Here is a 22,022-nt window from a genome sequence, read left to right on the forward strand (position 1 = left end):
ATCCCGAACGAGATCGATCTGGAAACGTGATGCGTTGTGGTGGTGGTGCGGTTGGGGACTCGGTGTCGGTTACTTCCCTCCGGTTGCGTTCTCCTCGCGGACCGTGCGGGCCGGTCCACCCCTCCCCGCGCCCTGCACGCGGAGCTTGGCGATCTCCTGCAGGCCGGCACCGTCGCGATGAATCGACGTGTCCGCCTTGTCAGGCCGCCATGTGACGTTGATGCCGCCGGGCGCGATTCCGCGCGATGCGAGCGCGGACGTGACCACGCCGATGCGCTGGTCGATCAGCATGTCGCGCTTGCCGGCGTCCCAGTTCTCGGTGTCGCGCGCCACGAGCACGACTTCGGTCGGGCCCTTGGCTGCGGCCGCGGCGATCTGGTCGAGCAGATTCAGCGTGCCGCCCGTGAGCGCGGCGGCGCCGAACTCGAACGGGATCTGCACGCTGGAGCCAGACAGGCTGGCGCCGGTCTGGCTGGCCGCGTTGACGGCCTCGCCCTGCTGCACCGGCGTGCCGGCCGAATCGACCAGCGGGTTGGCGACCTTGCGCAGCTTCTCGGCCGGCACCATCTGCAGCTGGTCGTTCATGCGCATGCCCAGGCAGGGCTCGGGGTCGACCTTGGAGACGGCGGCCACCAGGCGCACCACGCCCTCTTCTAGCGCGGCACGCACGCCCATCTGCACCGGCTCCTGGCCCTTGGCGCCGACGTCGATGTCGTACAGCTTGCTGCCGAAGAAGCGGAAGACGTTGAAGCCGACCTCGTAGCCGTTGAACTGCTTGGTCAGGCTGACGGTCTTGACGATCATCAGCGTCTTGGTGTCGACGATGCGCAGGTCCACGCCTACCGACTGGCTGAAGGTGCGCGCCTTGATGCCCACCTGGTTCACCGCGACCTCCGCACCGCCGGAGTTGATGTTGTAGTTGAGTTCGGTGATGCCGCCGACGATGAAGTAGTCGGACTTGTTGATGGAGCCGCCGAAGTACGGCAGCCAAGGCACCACCTGCCCGCCGTTGGGGCCGGCCAGTTGGTGCGAGCGGCCGTCGCCGAGCTGGCGGCGGTCGGCATAGCCGAGTTCGCGTTCGGCAATGACGGGGTCGAAGCGCTCGGCCACCTGCACCGCGCCGCCGAGCTTGCCGAGTGCCGAATACACCATCAGCGCGCCGCCCTGGGTGATGGCATTGCCTTCGTTGATGCTGTACTTGCCGGTGTAGTCCTTCACGTCGCCCACGGTGATGACGATGGGCGGGCGCTGCATGGCCGCCACGTGATCGCCGAAGCAGGCGAGCACGGGCTCCATCGGCGTGATGTTCTCGCGCACGGCGGGGCCGAGGACGATGGGCGCCTCTTTCGGCGCGAGCTGCTGCTGCGGCGCGGTCACGCAACCGGCCAGGCTCATGACGGCGGCTGCCGCCAGCAGGCCGCGCGACGCAGCCGTTTTCTTGGCGCGCGGTAATGCGCGGATCGACTCGAACGTGATCATTCTTTTTTCTTCCCTGTCAGTTGAGCGCGCCGAATGCGCATGCCGAGCTGCCGCTGACGCTGGCGCTCTGGTTGCCGGTGTTGGTCTGGTTGGAGTTCAGGGCCTGGCTGGACCAGCCCTGCACGTTGCTGCTGGTGGAGCCGTTCACGAACGAGCCGACGGTGCCGGTGTTGGCCTGGCCCGTTGTCACCGTGCCCGCGCCGCCGTAGCCGGTGTTGGCATTGCCCGTGGAGTTGGCGGCGGCGCCGCTGGTGCTGGGCGAATTGGCAACCGTGCTGTTGGTGCCCTGGTTGCCCTGCGCCGTGGCCGTGACGTCGCAGTTGTACTGTTTGCCGATGTAGGTGTTGGTGGTGTAGTTGGCCGCGCCGTAGCTGCCGGCCTTCTTGCGCTGGATCATGTCCTGCACCGCGGCCTGGTTGGCCTTGTCGGCGGAGGTCTGGAACTGCCAGGCGCTGTTCTCGCCCACGTTGTTGGCCGAAGCCCCCACTGCCGCGACCACGAAGAATGCATGCACCCCCAATCGCGTGCAGTGCCTGAACGAGACGAAAGACAAGCGCTGGCGCAACCGGAGGTCGCGCGCGCCGGGGGTAACCTGGACGAGTTGGTTAGGCATAGGATTTCTGCGGGAGAGAGGGAACGTTGAAAGGTGAAGCGGTGTCATGCGCGCGTCGTGCTGCGCGCATCGGGCATGCGCAACGCGGCTTCGAGCGCCAGGTACTGGGCCTTGGCGACGATGTCGTCTGCACTCGCGTTGTCCGAGTGCATGACGCATTGCTGCATCAGGTCTTGCACTGCGCGTTGCAGCTGGAGCAGCTCGGTGTTCAACCGGGCAAGGCGAAGGTGCAGGTCCGTAGGCATGTTCATGAGAAGTCCACCTGTTGGCGCCGGGCGGCGGGCGCCTCGGCGTGGCTTTGCGGCTCGCTGCCGCGAACGCTGTAACCCTGCAGCCACTGCGCGCCCGCAGCCAGGGCGATGTGCACGTCGTCCTCGCGCTCGACGCCGTCGACCACCACGTGCGTCGCAAAGTGGCTGCACATCGAGACCATTCCCTGCAGGCACTCGCGGCCGAAGGCGCTGCTGCGCGCACGACGCAGGAAGGACGCGTCGAGCTTCACGATGTCGGGGCGGCAGGCCTGCACCGCGGCCAGGTTGTCGCCGCCGCCGCCGAAGTCGCGCAATGCGATGCGGCAGCCGCGCAACTGCAGCTGCACGCAGAAATCGCGCGCCGCTTCGAGGTCGGGAAGGCCGCTGTTGCCGATGATCTCGATCACCAGGCGAGAGGCCAACGCGAACTCTTCGTCGAGCGCCGACAGCAGCGAAGCCCACCAGTGATCGGGCTTTGCGCTCTGCGCGCTGATGCGCACCCCGATGTGCGCCGAAGGCCGCAGCCTCAAGGCCTCCATCGCGCGCCGCAGCACGAGGCGGTCGAAGGCGCGCGCAAGGCCCAGGCGTTGCAGGCACGGCAGGAACACCTCCGGCGCGAGCGATGCGGGCTCTCCGCGGCCCGGCGCAATGCGCGGGCGGCCTTCGCGATAGAAGATGGTGGCGATGCCGCCCGCGTGCACCACGGGCTGCCATCCGAAGCTCAGTCCCTCGGCCAGCACAGCCTCGCTGACGCGCACGGCGACGTCCATGTCGGCGCGGTAGCGCTGGCGCCATCCATCCGCCCTGCTCTCGCCCAAATCAGGGAAGGGCTGCGCGGTCCACAGCGTGAGTTCGATCTCGGCGTCGCCGAGCTGCTCGGGCGGGCGCACCTCGATCCAGTCGGCATGCAGTTGCGCCATCGCGGTGATGCCCTTGACGCGCACCGGCTCCGCGCCGAGCTCGGACAGCAGCGTCTCGAGTTCGCGGCTTACGGACGACCCGGCACGCACGGTGCCGGCCGCAAAGGCATCGTTGGCCCAGAGCAGGAAGCAGTCGTCGCGCAGGCGGGCGAGATCGGTCTCGGCCGAACACAGGAAGTTCGCGCACAGGCGGCGCTGGATTTCGCGGCTAGCGCTCGATGCGAAGTCTTGTCCGTAGGCCTCGGCGAGGTGCGGCAGGTTCGCGATGAAGACGTAGGCACAAGGCCTGTGCCGCGGCTGGCGCGCGAAGAGTTCGGCGGGCACGGTGGAAACGAAGGGCACCGAGTCCGCGTAGGGAATGCGCATCGTGTCCTGCGCGTCGTTCGCATCGCGAGGCGGGCGGTCGTTTGCCGCGTCGCCCGCCGCCGACGCACGCGGTGCCCAGTCGGCGGGCATGTCCGCGCCGAGAGGCCAGGTTGTCAGCGGAGAGAGAGCAGGCATTGCATCCTCGGTCGAAAATTTCTGCGTCGAATTCACACAAGGGAAGAAGGAGCCACCGCGTTTCTTGCGGCAACAGTCGGCCACCCCACGTCGCAACGCGGGCTCGAACCGGACACTGGAAACTCGACGCGCAGGCGACAGCCGCCACAGGCTGGGGCCTTCTTTTCAGGAGGCCTCGCGATCGGCTATCGGGTCACGGCGAGGGGGGGGCGCGGCGTCAGGCGGAGAACGCCTGCGCTTGCGCTGCGGTGGCTAGGAATAAGGCATGGACGTGGCCCTCGACTCATCGGCGCCACGCGTTCGTGAGGCAGACCCGCGCACGGCACGCCGTGGCTTGTACGTTCGGAAGAACGAGGATCTTTGAACCATCACGTTGCAAGCTCCGTAGGACATTTGAAACAAAATGAATACTACGGATTACAGTAGCCGTTGGCATTCGTTTTCGGCCCGTGTATGTGTTCCAGCTCACATTTGTAAACAATGTTTGACGAACACCGGATGGCCCACGGGACCGAGCTGGCGCCATAGCTGCGCGAACGGCTCCAGGAGCCGTTCCGCTACCACGCATCCGATCAGCTGGCCGATGCGGGCTTCAGGCCGGGGGCGCCATCACACGAAGAGCGGGAGCGGTTTTTCGATGGCTTTCACCGGTCGATTGCCGCATTCGCGTGCGTGGCACGCAGGCCTTTCAAAGGTGCTGAGCAACGATCACCACGGCACCTGCGAGAGAGATGGCGCCGCCGACGAGCTTTCTGAATGTCTTCATGATGTTCTACCAAGCTTGTTCAAGGAGAACATCGATGGTGCCGCGGTTGCCATCGCTCGTGGTTTGGCAAACTTCATGCACGGGATAGGAAAAAAATGGGCTGTGACGAGCCCTGATATACTCGCGCCTCGTTCGGACTTGCTTCGAACGTTGCCTGGCCAGGCAAGCCGAATCTCACACCGGCGCGTCGAAGTCACTGCGACGAGAAAAATAACAGGTGGCTTCCGCAAGTGAAAATTTGCCGTAACCGTGGACCGCGTGAGAGTTCACGACCACATTTCAAAGCCCGCCTTGCGCGGGCTTTTTCATTTCCGCCTCAGTGCAGCTGCATCTGCGCTTCGACGTCCAGCAGCGAAAGCCGCTCCCTGGCGAACTGGCTGGCCCGCAGCCGCACACGTGCCAGCGCGGCTTCCAGCGACGGCTGCTGCATGAAGACCAGAACGCCCCACTTGAGCCCCTGCAGGCTCAATTCGGCGACACCCGCGTAGCGGCCATTGGTGGTTTGCTTGATATCGATCCGGCTCGACCACCCGTCGGGCAGTTCGACCAGAAGTTGTTGTTGCGTTGAACTCATGCTTCGAGAATAGGCCGGGGGGTAATGTCACACCAAGGAACTAATTCCTTGGTATGAGAAGAAGATTCTCGAGCGGCGCGATCGCTTCTCTCACCTCCCTCGTCGCCTGCCGGCCCTCCGCACTACACGCGCTGGCTGCATCCGGTCGATGTACCGAATACACGAGGCGGCACTGGAGCCTCCCCGACCTGCGGCAAGACATGAATTCCGTCCTCGTCGCGCCGAACAAGTCCCCTGCTCTCCAGATCGCGCATCGTCTTGTTGACCACCTCGCGCGAGAGTCCCGAGTAAGAGGCGATCACCGACTGCGTGATGCGCCTGTCGTAGCTGCCAGCACCGGCCGGCGCCAAATAGGTCAGTTGGTGCAGCACGCGGCTCACCAAGTCTTCGGTCGACAGTTCCGACACGCTGCGCATCTGCCCACGAATGCCGGACATGCGATTCATCGCGAGCCCCAGGAGGCCCAGCGCCACCTCTGGGTGCTTCGCGCACAGCTTGCGCAGTGCGGCCGCCGGCACGAGGTACACCGACGACGGCAACACCGCAATCAAGCCCTGCCTGGCCTGGTACTGGCCTTCGCTCAAGGATGGGCCGAGGAAGAAGTCGTCGGGACGAATAAAGTCGGTCGTGACGTCCATGCCATCTTCCCAGCCTGGGGCCACCACGCGCAGCAGGCCATTCGCGACGCAGTAGATGTGGCCTGTCCATTGACCGGCGACAAGAACCGCGGCATTGCGGCGATAGGAGCGCAGTTCGCTGGACTGGACAAGCGCGTCGCGATCGACGGCAGGCAACTTGGCAAGAAGAGGATGCAGGTACATGACGGGAAGCGGAATCTGGTGCCGCCGCGAACTTGGCATCGCGGGGCGGATACCGAGAGTGCTGGCTCGTCATCTGCGGACTTGACCGCGCGTCTCAGTCCTGAGACTGGACTTTTTCCGATTCGGCACTTTTTGGCAGTTCTCGTCAATTTTTAGCTATAAAGTTTTCAAAACGATGCCATCGATGCTCGTGCGCATCAAAGAAAAACGGGTTGCGGCCAGAGGCTGCAACCCGTCGGTTGGCCACACAAGGGCCTGCATCACTCCCGGGCGCTGGAGATCCATTCCCGCACGAAGTGCGCGGCTCGCGCACATGCACGCTCGAAGGCGCCGTCCCAGGTCAGTTGCTGGGTGATGACCAGCGCGCACTTCTGCACACCACTGAGGCTCAGCCTGGCGATGCCGGCATAGGAGCCATGAAGGGTGCGGACGATCTCGAAATCCGCAGTCCAACCGTCAGGAAGGTCAAGAATGTGGCTTGGTGCTTTCATCATGGTCCCGAGGATAAAAGGCCCTGCCCCATAGGCACAGGAACTAGTTCACAAGCGTTAATTTGCTCGTTGAGAATCGCTCACAACCTTTGCCAATCGTGAAAAACATCTCGTCCACGACTGCTGCAGGAGCCCCCCCCAGTCAACCCCCGCCCGGCGAGGGCGTTGGCAGCAACATGCACGTGTTTTCGTGTGACCTTCGAGGTGCCCATCTTGAAAAAAGCTCTGATCCTTTTGGCTGCTGGTAGCGTTTTTGCCGTTTCGGCGCTTGCCCAGAAGCCTGCTGCCGCACCGGCAGCGGCACCGAGCCCCGCTCCCGCCGCGCAGGCAGCGCCTGCGGCAGCACCCGCCGCCAAGCCGGCCGCAGCCGCAGCAACAACAACGACAGCGGCAGCCGGTGCTACCGCTGGTCAGGTCTGGGTGAATGGCAAGGTCTATCACTGCTCTAGCGACAAGTACTTCGGCAAGACCAAGCACGGCTCGTATATGTCCGAGGCTGACGCCAAGGCCAAAGGCGCCCATGCAGCTCACGGCAAGGCCTGCTGAAGACCGCCCCGACCAGGCTGCTCTTGCGGTGACGAAGCCCTCCTTGCGAGGGCTTTTTTCATGCCGGCAGAAAAGCCATGCCCAGACTCTCTGTTTGTCACGCGCAAAGAAAAACGGCTTACGCCTTGTGAGCGTAAGCCGTTGTTCTATCTACTGATTTTGGTCGGTGTGAAAGGATTCGAACCTTCGACCCCTTGCACCCCATGCAAGTGCGCTACCAGGCTGCGCCACACACCGAAGCTCTCGATTATAGCTGTGAAAATTCAGTGTCCGACGGTCAGCAGCTCACGAATTTCAAAGAGTTCTCGCCGCAGGTTCAGCAGTTGCGACAGATCGACCGTCTTCGGCGCAGCAGCCACAGGTGCTGGCGCATCCTCCACGGCCGCATCGAATTCTTCCTGTTCGATTTCGATCGCTTCCATGCCTTCGAGCGGCAGTTCACCGCCGGCCTTGCGGCGATCACGTTCGCCCTGCACCAGTTCCTGCAGTTTGTTGCGCGCACCGCTGATGGTGAAGCCTTGGTCGTAGAGCAGGTCGCGGATGCGGCGGATCATCAGCACCTCGTGGTGCTGGTAGTAACGGCGGTTGCCGCGCCGCTTCATGGGCCGCAGTTGCGTGAACTCCTGCTCCCAATAGCGCAGCACGTGCGGCTTGACGCCGCAGAGTTCGCCGACCTCACCGATGGTGAAGTAGCGTTTGACAGGAATCGGCGGGAGCGTTTTCTCCATTGAAATCAAGACTGTGCGCGGGAAACCTTAGAGATTACTCTACGCAAGCGCACAGCACCAAGCACTATTCATTCACTCCGTGCCCAGGCTCCACTCGACTTCGGTCGACCCACCGCCCTGCGGCTCGATGCTGCCGTGAATCTGTTCCTTGAGCTTGGCGCTCGCGTGGAAGGTGGCCACGCGGCGCTCACCGATCGGAATGGCTTCGCCGGTACGCGGATTGCGGCCCGGCCGCGGCGCCTTCACGCGGATCTGGAAGTTGCCGAAACCCGAGATCTTCACGTCCGTGCCATCGATGAGGCTGCTGGCCACGAGCTCGAAGAACGCCTCGACCATGTCCTTAGACTCACGCTTGTTCAGGCCGATCTGCTCGAACAGCAGGTCGGCCAGGTGCGCCTTGGTGAGCGCAGGCGTTTCCAGGGCCTCGAGCGTGAAATCGGCAGCATTCATTCTCTTCATCCCCTCAAGCGGCCGCCGAGCCTGGCGCCCAATTGTTCGACGATGGCACGCACCGCAGGCTCGACCTGCTCATCTGTCAGCGTGGCGATGTCGCTCTGGAAACTCAGGCGCACCGCCATGCTCTTCTCTCCCTGTGCCAGCGCACCGGGTGCGGCCACCGCGCCATCGCGCAGCGGCTGGGGACGGTAGATGTCGAACAGCGTCGCATCGCGCAGCAGGCCTTGTGCTGCCGTGGCCGCGCGGATGGTCTGCATCAGCGCGTCGTGCGTGACGGCTTCGGCCACGACGACGGCAATGTCGCGCTCGACGGCCTGGTGCTTGGGCACTGGCTGCGCCACAGGCACGGGCCGCGCCGTCACTGCGTCTAGATCGAGTTCGAACAGCACCGGCGCCTGCGCAAAGTCCCACTTCTGGCGCCAGCGCGGATGCAGTTCCCCGACGAAGCCGATGGCCTTGCCGTCGACCAGCACGCGCGCCGAACGGCCCGGGTGCAGCGCAGGATGTTCGGCCGCCTCGAAGCTCGGCACCAGCGGCGCGAGCAATGCTTCGACGTCACCCTTGACGTCGTAGAAGTCGATGCGCTCGGGCTTGCCGTCCCAACGCGCTTCGTCGGCGTCGCCCCATGCGAGGCCCGCCACGCGCATCGGCTGATGAACGCCGCGCACGGTGCTGTCGGTGGTGGCGACGCTGTCGTCGCGCAGGTAGACGCGGCCCAGTTCGAACACGCGCACGCGCGGCGCCTTGCGATCGAGGTTGAACTTGAGCACCTGCAGCAGCGAACCCAGCAGCGACGAACGCATCACGCTCATCTGGCTGGCGATGGGGTTCAGCAGCTTGATCGGATTGGCATTGCCGGCAAGGTCCTGCTCCCAATGCGCCTCGACGAAACTGAAGTTGATCGTTTCCTGATAGCCCAGCGCCGCAACGGCGCGGCGCACCGCAAAGCGGCCACGCTGCGCCTCGGGCCGCACACGGGCCGTGATCGGCGCGAGCGGTGCGGTGGTCGGCAGGTTGTTGAAGCCGATCAGGCGCGCCACTTCTTCGATCAGGTCTTCTTCGATGAGCAGGTCGAACCGATGCGGCGGCGGGGTCACGGTCAGCGTGCCTTCGCCTTCGGTGATGGCAAAGCCGAGCCGGTTCAGCGCTTCGGCGCATTGGGCCTGCGTCAGCGGCATGCCGATCACGCGCGCGGCGCGAGCCACGCGCAGCGTGACAGGGACGGCCTCGGGCACGTGCAGTTTCTGGTCGTCCATCGCACCGGCCTGGCCGCCGCAGATTTCGACGATCAGCTGAGTGATGCGCTCGATGATCTGCACCGTGCGGCTCGGATCGACGCCGCGCTCGTAGCGATGGCCGGCGTCGGTCGAGAAGTTGAAGCGGCGCGAGCGGCCCTGCACGGCGGCAGGCCACCAGAACGCGGCCTCGACGTAGATGTTTTGCGTGTCGTCCGAGACGGAGGTGGCATCGCCGCCCATGATGCCGGCGAGCGATTCGACCTCGCGGTCGTCGGCAATCACGCCGACCTTGTCGTCCACCGTGATGGTCGTGCCATTGAGCAGCTTGAGTTGCTCGCCCGCCTTGCCCCAACGCACCGTGAGACCGCCGTGGATCTTGTCGAGGTCGAAGATGTGGCTGGGCTGGCCGTACTCGAACATCACGTAGTTCGAAATGTCGACCAGCGGCGTCACGCTGCGCTGGCCGCAGCGCGCAAGGCGCTCGACCATCCATGCCGGCGTGGCGACCTTGGTGTTCACGCCGCGCACGATGCGGCCCGAGAAGCGGCCGCAAAGCTCGGGCGCCTCGACCTTGACGGGCAGCACGTCGCTGAACGACGTAGCCACAGGCGTGATGGCCGGCGTCTTGAGCGGCGCGCCGGTGAGCGCGGCGAGCTCGCGCGCTACGCCGTAGACGCTCAGGCCATGCGCCAGGTTGGGCGTGAGCTTGAGGGTGAGCAGCGAGTCGTCGAGCTTGAGCACTTCACGTACGTCGGCACCGATGGGCGCGTCGGCAGCGAGCTCGAGCAGGCCGCCGTGGTCTTCGCTCAGGTGCAGTTCGCGCGCCGAACACAACATGCCCTGGCTCTCGACGCCGCGCAGCTTGCCCAGCTTGATGAGAAACGGCTTGCCGTCTTCACCCGGCGGCAGTTCGGCGCCGACGAGTGCACAAGGCACCTTGATGCCAACGCGCGCATTGGGCGCGCCGCACACGATGTTGAGCAAGGCGCCCTGCCCCGCGTCGACCTGGCACACGCGCAGGCGATCGGCATTCGGGTGCTGCTCGGCTTCCTTGATTTCGCCGACCACGATGCGCGTGAAAGGCGGCGCGACCGGGCGGCGCTCTTCGACCTCGAAGCCGCCCATGGTGAGCGTTTCGGCCAATGCGGCGCTGTCAAGGGGCGGGTTGCAGAACTCGCGCAGCCAGGATTCCGGGAATTGCATCTCTTCGATCTCGATCTGGTTTTTCTATGTATGGAGGGGCTTACTGGAACTGCGAGAGAAAACGCAGGTCGCCGTCGAAGAACAGACGCAGGTCGTTCACGCCGTAGCGCAGCATCGTGAGCCGGTCAGGGCCCATGCCGAAGGCGAAGCCGATGTAGCGCTCGGGATCGAGGCCCATGTTGCGCACTACGTTCGGGTGCACCTGGCCCGAGCCCGACACTTCGAGCCAGCGGCCGGCCAGCGGACCGCTCGCGAACTGGATGTCGATTTCGGCGCTCGGCTCGGTGAAGGGGAAGAAGCTCGGGCGGAAGCGCAGCACGAGGTCGTCGCGCTCGAAGAAGGTGCGGCAGAAATCGGTGAAGACGACCTTCAGGTCCTTGAAGCTCACGTTCTCGCCGAGCCACAGGCCTTCGCACTGGTGGAACATGGGCGAATGGGTGGCGTCGCTGTCGACACGGTAGGTGCGGCCCGGTGCGATCACGCGGATCTCGGGCGCCTTCACGGTGCCGGTGGTGTCGGCCGCGGCGGCTGCGAATTCGGCTGCGCACTTCTTGATGTGCTGATGCGCATAGCGAACCTGCATCGGGCTGGTGTGCGGACGCAGGTTGTAGGGAATACCGTCGTCGCCGTTGATGTCGACGTAGAAGGTGTCCTGCATCGAACGCGCAGGATGGTTCGGCGGGTTGTTGAGCGAGGTGAAGCTGTGCCAGTCGCTCTCGACTTCGGGGCCGTCGGCCACGTCGAAGCCCATGCTCGAGAAGATTTCCTCGATGCGCTCCAAAGTCCGGCTCACGGGATGCAGGCCGCCCGGAATGCGGCGGCGGCCGGGCAGGCTCACGTCAAGGGCTTCGGCGCGCAGCTGGAGTGAGAGCTCTTCGTCAGCGAGTTGCTGGCGGCGATCGGTCAGCGCGGCCTCGATGGCCTGCTTGGCCACGTTGATCGCGGCGCCGCGGGACTTCTTCTCTTCGACACTCAGCGCGGCCATGCCCTTCATCAGCTCGGTGATGCGGCCCGACTTGCCGAGGAACTGGGCCTTGGCGTTTTCGAGCTCTGCGGGCGTTTTCGCTTCGGCGAATGCGGCGCGTGCGGTGTCGACAAGGGAGTCCAACTCGTTCATAGCAACAAAAATCTTCGAGGGGAAATAAAAAAGAGCTGGAGCTTTTTCAAGCGCCAGCCCTTGAGCCGTGGGCGCAGGAAGCCGCCCGGAGGCGGCAGCCTGCTGTGCAGAATCAAGCAGCCAGCTTGGCCTTGACCTGCTCCACGATGCCGGCAAATGCGGCCTTGTCGTGCACGGCGATGTCCGCAAGCATCTTGCGGTCGATCTCGATACCGGCCTTGCGGATGCCATTGGCGAACTGGCTGTAGGTCAGGCCCAGTTCACGCGAGGCGGCGTTGATACGCGCGATCCACAGCTGACGGAACACGCGCTTCTTGGTACGGCGGTCACGGTAGGCGTATTGGCCTGCCTTCATCACCGCCTGTTTGGCGATGCGGAAGACATTGCCGCGGCGACCGCGGAAACCCTTGGCGAGTGCGAGAACTTTCTTGTGGCGGGCGCGAGCCGTTACACCACGTTTGACGCGAGGCATGTGTGTACTCCTTGTTCGTCTGAGTTAAATGCCACGGCCGGGCAGCATGGCGGCGACAGAAACCATGTTGGTCTCATGCACTGCGACTGCACCACGCAGGTGACGCTTGTTCTTGGTGGTCTTCTTCGTCAAGATGTGACGCTTGAAGGCTTGACCGCGCTTGACGGTGCCACCGGGACGAACGCGGAAACGTTTTTTCGCGCTGCTCTTGGTCTTCATTTTGGGCATGTGAATGCTCCTTTAGTTTGTGCTCGTGAGGCGCCATGGATGCTCCACGGACTTGTTGGCCCCGAGACACTTCTTTATCTCGCCCCTGCCAGTCCTTCTTTCGAAGCACCGGCAAAGGCGAAATCCCTTCAAAACCTCTCTACCGCAGCCCTCAGGCCGTTGCGGGCGTCGCCGCCGGTGCAGCGTCCGTCGCAGGCTTTGGCGCTCCGCCACCGGCCTTCTTGCGGCCCGGCGCGATCATCATGATCATCTGCCGGCCTTCGAGCTTCGGAAACTGCTCGACCATGATCAGGTCGCCCAGTTCGTCGCGAATGCGCTGCAGCAGTGCCAGACCCAGCTCCTGGTGCGTGATCTCGCGGCCACGGAAGCGCAGCGTGATCTTGCATTTGTCGCCGTCTTCAAGAAAGCGCTTGATGTTGCGCATCTTGATGTTGTAGTCGCCATCGTCGGTACCGGGGCGGAACTTGATTTCCTTGACCTCGATGACCTTCTGCTTCGACTTCGCCTCGGCCGCCTTCTTCTGCTCGTGGTACTTGAACTTGCCGTACTCGATCAGGCGGCAAACCGGCGGGTTGGCCGCAGCAACGACCTCAACCAGATCCACGTCAGCCTCGCCAGCAAGGCGCAAGGCCTCCGAGAGACTCATAACACCCATTGGCTCGTTTTCCGGGCCGACTAGGCGGACTTCCGGGGCCATGATTTCCCGGTTCAGGCGGTGTTGGCGTTCCTCGCGGTGGCGGCGGTCGCGAAATGCAGTAGCGATGGTCAGAATCCTTCAAAATTTGCTACAAAATCTGTAGCGAACGCCGGTCAGTCCTCGCGGACAAGCGGCACGATCTGGCAGGGAAACATATAAGGTGTTTCAGAGACAAATCAACGCTTGTCAGCAACATCCTGGACGAGCCGTTGTGCAAACGATTCGAGGGACATTGCACCGAGGTCTTGATTTCCCCGGGCGCGCACTGCGACGGCACCTGCTTCCTTTTCCTTGTCGCCCACGACAACGATGTAAGGGAGCTTTTGCAACGAATGCTTCCGTATTTTATACGTAATCTTTTCGTTGTGCAGATCTAGCTGAACCCTAAGCCCTTGATTTTGCAGCGCTTTCGCAACTTGCGCAGCGTAATCGGCTTGTCCTTCGCTGATATTGAGCACCGCCACCTGCACCGGAGCGAGCCAGGCAGGCATCGCGCCGGAGTGGTGTTCGATCAGCATGCCGATGAAGCGCTCCAGGCTGCCGACGATCGCGCGGTGCAGCATCACAGGGTGCGCACGACCGCTCGATTCCGTCACGTATTCGCCGCCCAGCCGCTCAGCCGTGTTGAAGTCGACCTGCATCGTGCCGCACTGCCATTGGCGGCCGATGGCGTCGCGCAGCGTGTACTCGATCTTCGGGCCGTAGAAGGCGCCGTCGCCGGGCGCAATGACGAAGTCGACGCCCGAGCGGCGCAGCGATTCCATCACCGCATGCTCCGCCTTGTCCCACAGCTCGTCGGAGCCCACGCGGTTCTCAGGCCGCGTGGCGACCTTGTAGAGGATGTCCGTGAAGCCGAAGTCGGCGTAGACCTTCTGCAGTTGCGCCGTGTACGCGATGCACTCGTCGAGGATCTGGTCCTCCGTGCAGAAGATGTGCCCGTCGTCCTGCGTGAAGCCGCGCACGCGCATGATGCCGTGCAGCGCGCCGCTGGGCTCGTTGCGGTGGCACTGGCCGAATTCGCCGTAGCGCAGCGGCAGATCGCGGTAGCTGCGCAGGTCGCTCTTGAAGATCAGCACATGGCCCGGGCAGTTCATCGGCTTCAGCGCGTATTCGCGCTTCTCCGACTCCGTCGTGAACATGTTGTCGCGGTAGTTCTGCCAGTGGCCCGTTTTTTCCCACAGACTCTTGTCGAGGATCTGCGGGCCCTTCACTTCCCAGTAGCCCGTGTCGCGGTAGATGCCGCGCATGTACTGCTCCACCTGCTGCCAGATCGCCCAGCCCTTCGGGTGCCAGAACACCACGCCCGGAGCCACTTCGTCGATGTGGAACAGGTCGAGTTCCTTGCCCAGCCGGCGGTGGTCGCGCTTCTCGGCTTCCTCGATGCGCTGGATGTACTGGTCGAGCTGCTTCTTGTCGGCCCAGGCCGTGCCGTAGATGCGCTGGAGCTGCTCGTTCTTGGCGTCGCCGCGCCAGTAGGCACCGGCCAGCTTCGTGAGCTTGAAGACCTTCAGGAAGCGTGTGTTCGGCACGTGCGGGCCACGGCACATGTCGACGTATTCCTGGTGGTAGTAAAGGCCCATGGCCTGCTCGTCGGGCATGTCCTCGACGAGGCGAAGCTTGTAGTCTTCGCCACGCGACTTGAAGACTTCGATGACTTCCGCGCGCGGCGTCATCTTCTTGATCACGTCGTAGTCCTGCGCGATCAGCTCGCGCATGCGCGCCTCGATGGCGGCCATGTCTTCCGGCGTGAACGGGCGGTCGAACGAGATGTCGTAGTAGAAGCCTTCGTCGATCACGGGGCCGATCACCATCTTGGCCGTCGGATAGAGCTGCTTCACCGCGTGGCCGACCAGGTGGGCCGTCGAGTGGCGGATGATCTCCAGGCCCTCGTCGTCCTTGGGCGTGATGATCTGCAGCTTGGCATCATGGTCGATGACGTCGCTGGCATCGACGAGCTTGCCGTCGACCTTGCCGGCCACCGTCATCTTGGCCAGGCCGGGGCCGATGGACTGGGCAACCTGTGCCACCGAAACCGGGCCGGGGAACTCGCGGCGCGAGTTGTCGGGGAGCGTGATCTGGATCATGTGAAAACCTCGGGGAGAAAAACAAAAAAGCGCGGTGGAAGACCGCGCTTTGCTTGGTTGTAGAGCTGGCAGAAACCAGCGTGCGCGGGGCTACCGGCCTTTTCCTTCAGTGAAGAAAAAGCCGCTGAATCCTTGCGGAGTAGTTCGCGGTGTCATAACCAAGGTGCCTTTCTCGCTCTTGTTGAGTGCAGAGTCCGCGATTCTAGCCGCTGCCCGCTCGGGATGCGGGCGCGACATTCCCAAGGCACGGCACTGGCGCAAAAAAGCCCGGCGCTCGGCCGGGCTGAAAGTGACAGCGAATAGCTCGCGGATCAGTGGAACTGTTCTTCTTCGGTCGAGCCCGACAGCGCCTTCACGCTGGACGAACCGCCCTGGATCACGGTGGTCACGTCGTCGAAGTAACCCGCGCCCACTTCCTGCTGGTGCGACACGAAGGTGTAGCCCTTGTCGCGTGCCGCGAATTCGGGTTCCTGCACCATGTTGACGTAGTGCTTCATGCCTTCGCCGCGGGCATAGGCGTGGGCGAACTGGAAGGTGTTGAACCAGTTGACGTGGATGCCGGCCAGCGTGATGAACTGGTACTTGTAGCCCAGCTCCGACAGGTCTTCCTGGAACGAGGCGATCTGCTTGTCGTCGAGATTCTTCTTCCAGTTGAACGAAGGCGAGCAGTTGTACGACAGCAGCTTGCCCGGGCATGCGGCGTGCACGGCCTGCGCGAACTCACGGGCGAAGCCGATGTCCGGCACGCCGGTTTCGCACCACACCAGGTCGGCATAGGGCGCGTAAGCCACGCCGCGGCTGATGGCTTGCTCCAGGCCGTTCTTGACGCGGTAGAAGCCTTCCTGCGTGCGTTCGCCCGTCAGGAAGGGCTTGTCGTTGGCGTCGTGGTCGGACGTGATCAGGTTCGCGGCTTCGGCGTCGGTGCGGGCCAGCACGATGGTGGGCACGCCCATCACGTCGGCGGCGAAGCGGGCCGAGATCAGCTTCTCGCAGGCCTCTTGCGTCGGCACGAGCACCTTTCCGCCCATGTGGCCGCACTTCTTCACTGCGGCCAACTGGTCTTCGAAGTGCACGCCGGCAGCGCCGGAGGCGATCATGTTCTTCATCAGCTCGAAGGCGTTCAGCACGCCGCCGAAGCCGGCTTCGGCATCGGCCACGATCGGCAGGAAGTAGTCGATGAACTCCTTGTCGCCCGGGTTGATGCCGCGGCCCCACTGGATTTCATCGGCGCGGCGGAAGGTGTTGTTGATGCGACGGACCATCGTCGGCACCGAGTCGTAGGCATAGAGCGACTGGTCGGGATACATCGTTTCCGAAGTGTTGCCGTCGGCAGCGACTTGCCAGCCCGACAGGTATACGGCTTCCAGGCCGGCCTTGGCCTGCTGCATTGCCTGGCCCGCCGAGATGGCGCCGAACGCGTTCACGTAGCCCTTCTTGGCGCCGCCGTTGATCTTGTCCCAGAGCTTCTCCGCGCCGCGCTTGGCCAGCGTGTGCTCGATGGGGAAAGAGCCGCGCAGGCGCACCACGTCGGCCGCGCTGTAGCCGCGCTTGACGCCCTTCCAGCGAGGATCGGTGGCCCACTCTTTTTCGAGGGCGGCAATTTGCTGTTCGCGGCTGAGTTGTTCTGTGAGGGTCTGGGGCATGGTCACTCCGTGAGGTTGGTTGAAGGTTGGGCGCTGCGGCCGTGGAGTTACTTTAATCCGGCCTAAGACTCTTATGTCTTATATAAGACATATTTTTCACTCAACAAAATCATCAACTTACGTAGATATTTCTCAATGCAAAATTAATTTTCTCATATTGAGAAAAAATATTGCGCCGCAGCAGCAGCAAATTTCGCAATGCGCAATCGATCTTTCGGTGGTGAAAATCAAGCACCGATGCGCACCGCATGCGCGATCCAATCCCCGCTTTCGATCACACGCCGGCCCACGATGCGCGACGGATGGATCTCGTACACCAGGCAATCGATCCACCGCCCGCCAACCTCCACGCGCACCCGCCGCCTGATGTACTCGCCCGAGTCATCGTCGGCCACCTCCTCGAGCAGATCGAGCGCGGCCTCTACCGCGGGCTCGATCACATACACCTCGCCCTTCACGCATCCTGCCCCGCCCAGCACGACGCCCGGATACGCCCCCAGGTCGTACAGCGTGCCGCCGATGGCCCCCTCGCCCACCAGCACAGGCGCGGGCCGGTAGCGCGCGATGTCGTTGCGTCCGCCGCAGCGCAGCGTGCCGTAAACAAAAACGTGGGGCATCATCGAACCGCCTTCCCAGCAACTACAAAAACTTCAGTCTATTGAACTCCGCCGCCCCCACACCAGGCCGCCTAGTGGCCTACGGCTGCCTGGCCTTGAGCATGTCGCTCGTCGGCGGCTACGTTGCCCTCTCCAAGCCCCTCGTTGCCGCCTTCCCGGTGCTGTTGCTCGCATGGCTGCGCTTCGGCATCGCCGCCCTGGCAATGCCGCATTGGCTCAAGCGCACGCCCGATGAGCCGCCCATGACAGCGCACACACGCTGGCTCGTGTTCCTCGAATCGTTCCTCGGCAACTTCCTGTTCTCGATCTGCATGCTGTTCGGCGTGAGCCTGACCAGCGCTGTGTCGGCCGGCGTGATCATGGCGTCGATCCCCGCGTGCGTGGCCGTCGCGAGCTGGCTCTTCCTGCGCGAACGGATCACGGTGCGCATCGGCCTGGCCATTGCGTGCGCAGCGCTCGGCATCGGCCTGCTGGCGCTCTCGCCCGCGCATGCGTCGGCGACGCCCTCGTCCTCGCCGGCGTCGATGCCCTGGCTAGGCAACCTGCTGGTGTTCTGCGCGGTGCTTTGCGAGACGGCCTATGCGGTGATCGGCAAGTCGCTCACCGGACGCCTCGGCCCCAAGCGCATCGCATCGCTCATCAACCTCTGGGGCTTCGCGCTGTCGATGCCCTTCGGCATCTGGTTCGCGCTGCAGTTCGACTTCACCGCCGTGCGCTTAGGCACCTGGGCACTGCTCGTGGCCTACGCGCTTGCCGCGAGCATCTGGACGGTGTGGCTCTGGATGACCGGACTTCGCAACGTACCAGCCGCACAAGCGGGTGTCTTCGCCGTGCTGCTGCCGGTCAGCGCAGCCCTCGTGGGCGTGCTCGTGCTGGGCGAAAGCCTCTCTTCGACACAGCTGCTCGCGTTCGTGATCGCACTCGTGGGCGTGGTGCTGGCGACGTGGCCTGGGCGCCGGAGGTGAAAACGAGGCTTCTCCCCTCTGAAAAAACAACAACTCCCAATGAAAAAAGCGCTTTTTCCCTTGGAAACGCGTTTCTTCTCATTTAGCATCCGCAATGCCACTGGAGACGCAAGTTTTTCATTGGTGAGTGTTCAACCAAAAAAGGAAATCAACCATGGCAACTGCAAAGAAGGCTCCGGCCAAGAAAGCTCCGGCAAAGAAGGCTGCGGCTCCTGCAAAGAAGGCAGCCGCTCCGGCGAAGAAGGCTGCTGCACCGGCAAAGAAGGCCGCTGCTCCCGCCAAGAAGGCCGCACCGGCGAAGAAGGCTGCTCCTGCAAAGAAGGCCGCTCCCGCAAAGAAGGCTGCTCCCGCCAAGAAGCGCACGCCCAACGCAGCGTTCATGAAGGCACTGACCCCCAGCCCCGCACTGGCTGCCGTGGTCGGTTCCACGCCGCTGCCGCGTACCGCTGTCGTGAGCAAGCTGTGGGACTACATCAAGAAGAACAACCTTCAAGACAAGGCCAACAAGCGCAACATCAACGCCGACGCCAAGCTGAAGGAAATCTTCGGCAAGGCCCAGGTGTCGATGTTCGAACTGGCCGCGCTGATCGGCAAGCACGTCAAGTAAGCGTCCAGGGGCCTCGCGCTCCTGAATCAAGAAGCCGGCTTCCAGCCGGCTTTTTTTCGCCCGCATGCGAGGCCTTTCAGGTGCCTTTCACCACTCGAAGAAACGCGACGGCGTTCGCCCGAAGTGCTTGCGGAAGGCCTCTATGAAGGCGCTGATCGAGCTGTAGCCCACCGTCAATGCCACCGCCGTCACCGGCTCTTTCAAGCTCAGAAGCTCCACCGCCTTGAGCAGCCGCGCCTGCTGCCGCCACTGCGCAAAGCTCAGTCCTGTCTCGAGGACGAAGCGGCGCGTGAGCGTGCGGCGGGCCATGCCGATGCGATCGGCCCAATCGTCGATGCGGTCGGGCAGCGACGGGTCGTCTGCCAGCGCGGCGGCCATCGTGGCAAGACGCTTGTCCTGCGGCATCGGCAGGTGCAGTGAAGGCAGTTCGCCCGCCGCGAGTTCATCGACCAGCACGCCGACCAACCGCGCGCGGCGCGCATCGAGCGAACCGGCAGAAGCATCCAGCGAGGTCAGCCGGTCGACCAGCCCCTGCACCAGCGGCGTCGCGGCAAAAACATGCGGCCCATCAGGCAGGAGTGCGGCCACGCGAGCATCGACGTGCAGGCTCCAGCCGGCCGTAGGACCGAAGCTCTGCGCCGCGTGAGCGCACCGCGGCGCGATCCAGCCTATCCACCCCGGCGGCTGCACCCAGCGGCCCGAAGGCGTCTCGATAACCTGCAAACCCTCGCGCAAGGCGAACAATTGGCCGTCCTCGTGGGCGTGGTAGCCCGTGACGCGCGGCGCCTCGTAGGCGCTGATCCAGAGCTTCACAGGGGCATCAGCAGCCATGGGTGGCCCGCCGGCGGTATCGATCGGCCCCGCGCCGCAAGCCCGAAGGCCTGCTGCTGCCTAGCATCGGTCTCATCTGCACTACCCCTTCAAAGGAACAAAGATGAGAGCCCAAGACGTATTGCCCGACGGCCAGGACTTCGCCGTCATTGACGGCCACACCCTGCGCAAGGGATCGGTCGGCGCCTTCCTCGCCAACGTGCGCATCCTCGAAGACGCGAGCACGCCGGCCGCCGACAGGCAAGCCGCCGAGCAAGACCTGGTTGCCCTGATCCCCACGCTCGACGCGCTGGGCCTGTTCGACGTGTTCGAGCTGCGGTCGCCCGCCTTGCGCGCCGAGGTGGCACGTCATCGCGCGGCGCTCAGCCCCGCGCCTGTTGCTGCTGCCTCGCCGCGCGCGTGATCGACGCCAGCGTGCCGCGCGTGGTGATCACCTCGGGGTCGAGCGGAATCTCGATCAGCGTGCCCGTGTCGGCCGCCAGCGCGCGCAGCAGCGCGGCCTCGAACTGCGCAGTCTCCGTCACGCGCTCGGCTGCATAGCCGTAGGCGCGAGCAAGCCCGCAGAAGTCGGGGTTGCGCAGCGCCGTGCCGCTCGTGCGGTCCGGGTATTCGCGCTCCTGGTGCATGCGGATGGTGCCGAACATGCCGTTGTTCAGCAGCACGATGATGCTCTTGCCGCCGTGCTGCGAAGCCGTTGCCAGCTCCTGCCCCGTCATCAGGAAATCGCCGTCGCCCGCGATGGTGAACGCCACCCGCCCCGTCGCCAGATTGGCCGCGATGCCGGCCGGCACCCCGTAGCCCATCGCACCGCTGGTGGGCGCCAGCTGCGTCTTGGCGCCCTTGGCGAGCCCGTGATAGCGGAAGTAGCGGTGCACCCAACTCGCGAAGTTGCCCGCGCCATTGGTGATGGCGGCATCTTCCGGCAGGTGCTTCTGCAGCAGCGCGACGACCGCAGCCATGTCGACCGGCCCGCGCGGTGTCTCGGCGGGCATGCCGACCAGCGCCTGAGGCACGAGGTTGGCCTCGTAGTCCGCATGGGCCTGCAGCGTCCATTCTTCCCAGGGCAGCGTCGGCGGCGCGCTCAGCACCTCCAGGCTGCGCGCGGCGGCGCTCATGCCGGCGTTGATGGCCAGGTCGGCCTGGTAGACGCGGTTGAGTTCTTCCGCGCTCGCATGGATGTGCACCAGCGTCTGCTTCGCCTTGGGCGCCTCGAGCAGCGTGTAGCCGCTGGTCGTCATCTCGCCCAGGCGCGGGCCGATGGCCAGGATCAGGTCGGCATCTTTCACGCGCTGCGCGAGCTTCGGGTTGATGGCGATGCCGACGTCGCCCGCATACAGCGGATGGTGGTTGTCGAAGGTGTCCTGGAAGCGGAAGGCATTCGCCACCGGCAGCCGCCAGTTCTCGGCAAAGCGCTGCAACGCCTGCGCGGCCTGCGTCGTCCAGCCGCCACCGCCGGCAATGACCAGCGGACGCTGCGACTTCAGCAGCAGTTCGCGCAGCGTGCGCAGGGCGCCGGGGTCGCTCCACGGCTCGACCGCCTCCACGCGCGCCAGCGGGCGGGCGCTGGTCTCGCTGCGCAGCATGTCTTCGGGCAGCACCAGCACCACCGGCCCCGGCCGCCCGTTCATGGCGGTGGCGAAGGCGCGCGCCACGTACTCTGGAATGCGGTTGGCGTCGTCGATGCGCTCCACCCGCTTGGCGAAGCCCTTGGTGCTCGGCCCGAAGAAGCTGCCGTAGTCGACCTCCTGGAAAGCCTCGCGATCGCGGAAGTCGCTCCCGACGTCGCCCACGAACAGCACCATCGGCGTCGAGTCCTGGAAGGCGTTGTGCACGCCGATCGACGCATTGGTCGCGCCCGGGCCGCGGGTCACGAAGCACACGCCCGGGCGCCCCGTGAGCTTGCCGTGAGCCTCGGCCATGAAGGCCGCGCCGCCCTCCTGCCGGTTGACGATGAAGCGCGCACGGTCGCGGTAGGCATGAAAGCCGTCGAGCACCGCCAGGAAGCTCTCGCCCGGCACGCCGAACGCGATATTCATCCCTTGCTCGACCAGGCACTCGACGATCAGGTGGCCTGCGGGTTGTGATGTACTCATGTGAAGAAGAACCTCGCTACGAATGTCTCCGGCAATTATGAGCGCCCGCCCCAGACGCCTTGCGTTAATTCCCCAATTGGT

The 22,022-nt window shown here is 64.2% G+C and carries 23 protein-coding genes, 1 tRNA gene and 1 pseudogene; 5 read left to right on the forward strand and 20 right to left on the reverse strand.

What is annotated here, in order from left to right; genetic code table 11:
- Positions 1–69 precede the first annotated feature (69 nt).
- The 4 genes from ACQY8B_RS14040 to ACQY8B_RS14055 are packed head-to-tail and all read right to left on the reverse strand — an operon-like array spanning position 70 to position 3,719.
- Complete coding sequence (locus tag ACQY8B_RS14040; protein WP_422087263.1) at positions 70–1,479, reverse strand: CsgG/HfaB family protein; 1,410 nt, start codon at positions 1,477–1,479, stop codon at positions 70–72.
- A gap of 16 nt (positions 1,480–1,495) precedes the next feature.
- Positions 1,496–2,092 carry a hypothetical protein gene (locus tag ACQY8B_RS14045; RefSeq protein ID WP_422087264.1) on the reverse strand — a complete coding sequence of 199 codons (597 nt, stop codon included), beginning with the start codon at positions 2,090–2,092 and terminating at the stop codon, positions 1,496–1,498.
- Between the two features lie 44 nt (positions 2,093–2,136).
- Positions 2,137–2,343, reverse strand: a complete 207-nt coding sequence (locus tag ACQY8B_RS14050) for a hypothetical protein (RefSeq protein WP_081266675.1) — start codon at positions 2,341–2,343, stop codon at positions 2,137–2,139.
- Complete coding sequence (locus ACQY8B_RS14055) at positions 2,340–3,719, reverse strand: EAL domain-containing protein (protein ID WP_422087265.1); 1,380 nt, start codon at positions 3,717–3,719, stop codon at positions 2,340–2,342. Before ACQY8B_RS14055 ends, ACQY8B_RS14050 begins: the two co-directional genes overlap by 4 nt.
- Before the next feature lie 682 nt (positions 3,720–4,401).
- Here ACQY8B_RS14055 and ACQY8B_RS14060 point away from each other — a divergent pair.
- Positions 4,402–4,764, forward strand: coding sequence for a hypothetical protein (locus tag ACQY8B_RS14060; RefSeq protein WP_422087266.1), 363 nt, complete (start codon positions 4,402–4,404; stop codon positions 4,762–4,764).
- Between the two features lie 82 nt (positions 4,765–4,846).
- On the opposite strand, the gene ACQY8B_RS14065 is transcribed toward ACQY8B_RS14060, so the two are convergent.
- The 3 genes from ACQY8B_RS14065 to ACQY8B_RS14075 all read right to left on the reverse strand — a co-directional run bounded on the left by ACQY8B_RS14065 (position 4,847) and on the right by ACQY8B_RS14075 (position 6,419).
- A complete protein-coding gene (locus ACQY8B_RS14065) occupies positions 4,847–5,104 on the reverse strand; it encodes a hypothetical protein (RefSeq protein ID WP_422087267.1) in 258 nt (85 codons plus the stop codon).
- A 122-nt stretch (positions 5,105–5,226) separates the two neighbouring features.
- Positions 5,227–5,925 carry a Crp/Fnr family transcriptional regulator gene (locus ACQY8B_RS14070; RefSeq protein ID WP_422087268.1) on the reverse strand — a complete coding sequence of 233 codons (699 nt, stop codon included), beginning with the start codon at positions 5,923–5,925 and terminating at the stop codon, positions 5,227–5,229.
- A gap of 260 nt (positions 5,926–6,185) precedes the next feature.
- Complete coding sequence (locus ACQY8B_RS14075; RefSeq protein ID WP_422087269.1) at positions 6,186–6,419, reverse strand: hypothetical protein; 234 nt, start codon at positions 6,417–6,419, stop codon at positions 6,186–6,188.
- Between the two features lie 279 nt (positions 6,420–6,698).
- Here ACQY8B_RS14075 and ACQY8B_RS14080 point away from each other — a divergent pair.
- Positions 6,699–6,962 (forward strand): annotated as a pseudogene (locus ACQY8B_RS14080) (DUF3761 domain-containing protein); the annotation flags it as partial.
- A 160-nt stretch (positions 6,963–7,122) separates the two neighbouring features.
- Here ACQY8B_RS14080 and ACQY8B_RS14085 read toward each other — a convergent pair.
- The 11 genes from ACQY8B_RS14085 to ACQY8B_RS14135 form a co-directional block, all read right to left on the reverse strand.
- Positions 7,123–7,199: transfer RNA gene (locus ACQY8B_RS14085), tRNA-Pro, on the reverse strand.
- A 26-nt stretch (positions 7,200–7,225) separates the two neighbouring features.
- Positions 7,226–7,690: a MerR family transcriptional regulator gene (locus tag ACQY8B_RS14090; RefSeq protein WP_422087270.1), complete on the reverse strand. Its 465-nt coding sequence runs from the start codon at positions 7,688–7,690 to the stop codon at positions 7,226–7,228.
- A 72-nt stretch (positions 7,691–7,762) separates the two neighbouring features.
- Positions 7,763–8,140 carry an integration host factor subunit alpha gene (locus ACQY8B_RS14095; protein WP_422087271.1) on the reverse strand — a complete coding sequence of 126 codons (378 nt, stop codon included), beginning with the start codon at positions 8,138–8,140 and terminating at the stop codon, positions 7,763–7,765.
- A gap of 5 nt (positions 8,141–8,145) precedes the next feature.
- Positions 8,146–10,587, reverse strand: a complete 2,442-nt coding sequence (gene pheT, locus ACQY8B_RS14100; protein ID WP_422087272.1) for a phenylalanine--tRNA ligase subunit beta — start codon at positions 10,585–10,587, stop codon at positions 8,146–8,148.
- A 40-nt stretch (positions 10,588–10,627) separates the two neighbouring features.
- The gene (pheS, locus tag ACQY8B_RS14105; RefSeq protein WP_422087273.1) at positions 10,628–11,704 is read right to left on the reverse strand and encodes a phenylalanine--tRNA ligase subunit alpha; all 1,077 of its coding nucleotides are present in this window, start codon (positions 11,702–11,704) and stop codon (positions 10,628–10,630) included.
- Positions 11,705–11,816: 112 nt separating this feature from the next.
- A complete protein-coding gene (rplT, locus tag ACQY8B_RS14110) occupies positions 11,817–12,176 on the reverse strand; it encodes a 50S ribosomal protein L20 (protein WP_012747009.1) in 360 nt (119 codons plus the stop codon).
- Positions 12,177–12,200: 24 nt separating this feature from the next.
- Positions 12,201–12,404 carry a 50S ribosomal protein L35 gene (gene rpmI / locus ACQY8B_RS14115; protein WP_007832497.1) on the reverse strand — a complete coding sequence of 68 codons (204 nt, stop codon included), beginning with the start codon at positions 12,402–12,404 and terminating at the stop codon, positions 12,201–12,203.
- Positions 12,405–12,555: 151 nt separating this feature from the next.
- Positions 12,556–13,176, reverse strand: coding sequence for a translation initiation factor IF-3 (gene infC, locus ACQY8B_RS14120; protein ID WP_422089050.1), 621 nt, complete (start codon positions 13,174–13,176; stop codon positions 12,556–12,558).
- 101 nt (positions 13,177–13,277) lie between these two features.
- Positions 13,278–15,185, reverse strand: coding sequence for a threonine--tRNA ligase (thrS, locus tag ACQY8B_RS14125; protein ID WP_422087274.1), 1,908 nt, complete (start codon positions 15,183–15,185; stop codon positions 13,278–13,280).
- Positions 15,186–15,496: 311 nt separating this feature from the next.
- The gene (gene aceA, locus ACQY8B_RS14130) at positions 15,497–16,828 is read right to left on the reverse strand and encodes an isocitrate lyase (protein WP_007832492.1); all 1,332 of its coding nucleotides are present in this window, start codon (positions 16,826–16,828) and stop codon (positions 15,497–15,499) included.
- A 227-nt stretch (positions 16,829–17,055) separates the two neighbouring features.
- The gene (locus ACQY8B_RS14135; RefSeq protein WP_422087275.1) at positions 17,056–17,448 is read right to left on the reverse strand and encodes a gamma-glutamylcyclotransferase family protein; all 393 of its coding nucleotides are present in this window, start codon (positions 17,446–17,448) and stop codon (positions 17,056–17,058) included.
- A gap of 98 nt (positions 17,449–17,546) precedes the next feature.
- Between ACQY8B_RS14135 and ACQY8B_RS14140 the strand changes: the two genes are divergently transcribed.
- Positions 17,547–18,410 carry a DMT family transporter gene (locus tag ACQY8B_RS14140; RefSeq protein WP_422089051.1) on the forward strand — a complete coding sequence of 288 codons (864 nt, stop codon included), beginning with the start codon at positions 17,547–17,549 and terminating at the stop codon, positions 18,408–18,410.
- Between the two features lie 154 nt (positions 18,411–18,564).
- The gene (locus tag ACQY8B_RS14145) at positions 18,565–19,017 is read left to right on the forward strand and encodes an SWIB/MDM2 domain-containing protein (RefSeq protein ID WP_081266636.1); all 453 of its coding nucleotides are present in this window, start codon (positions 18,565–18,567) and stop codon (positions 19,015–19,017) included.
- A gap of 87 nt (positions 19,018–19,104) precedes the next feature.
- On the opposite strand, the gene ACQY8B_RS14150 is transcribed toward ACQY8B_RS14145, so the two are convergent.
- Positions 19,105–19,848, reverse strand: coding sequence for an AraC family transcriptional regulator (locus ACQY8B_RS14150; RefSeq protein ID WP_422087276.1), 744 nt, complete (start codon positions 19,846–19,848; stop codon positions 19,105–19,107).
- 103 nt (positions 19,849–19,951) lie between these two features.
- Between ACQY8B_RS14150 and ACQY8B_RS14155 the strand changes: the two genes are divergently transcribed.
- Positions 19,952–20,251 carry a hypothetical protein gene (locus ACQY8B_RS14155; protein WP_422087277.1) on the forward strand — a complete coding sequence of 100 codons (300 nt, stop codon included), beginning with the start codon at positions 19,952–19,954 and terminating at the stop codon, positions 20,249–20,251.
- Here the strand turns inward: ACQY8B_RS14155 and ACQY8B_RS14160 are convergent.
- Positions 20,211–21,941: a thiamine pyrophosphate-binding protein gene (locus tag ACQY8B_RS14160; RefSeq protein ID WP_422087278.1), complete on the reverse strand. Its 1,731-nt coding sequence runs from the start codon at positions 21,939–21,941 to the stop codon at positions 20,211–20,213. The genes ACQY8B_RS14155 and ACQY8B_RS14160 overlap by 41 nt on opposite strands.
- Positions 21,942–22,022: the final 81 nt, after the last annotated feature.

The organism is Variovorax sp. (assembly GCF_965279555.1).
Classification (GTDB): domain Bacteria; phylum Pseudomonadota; class Gammaproteobacteria; order Burkholderiales; family Burkholderiaceae_C; genus Variovorax.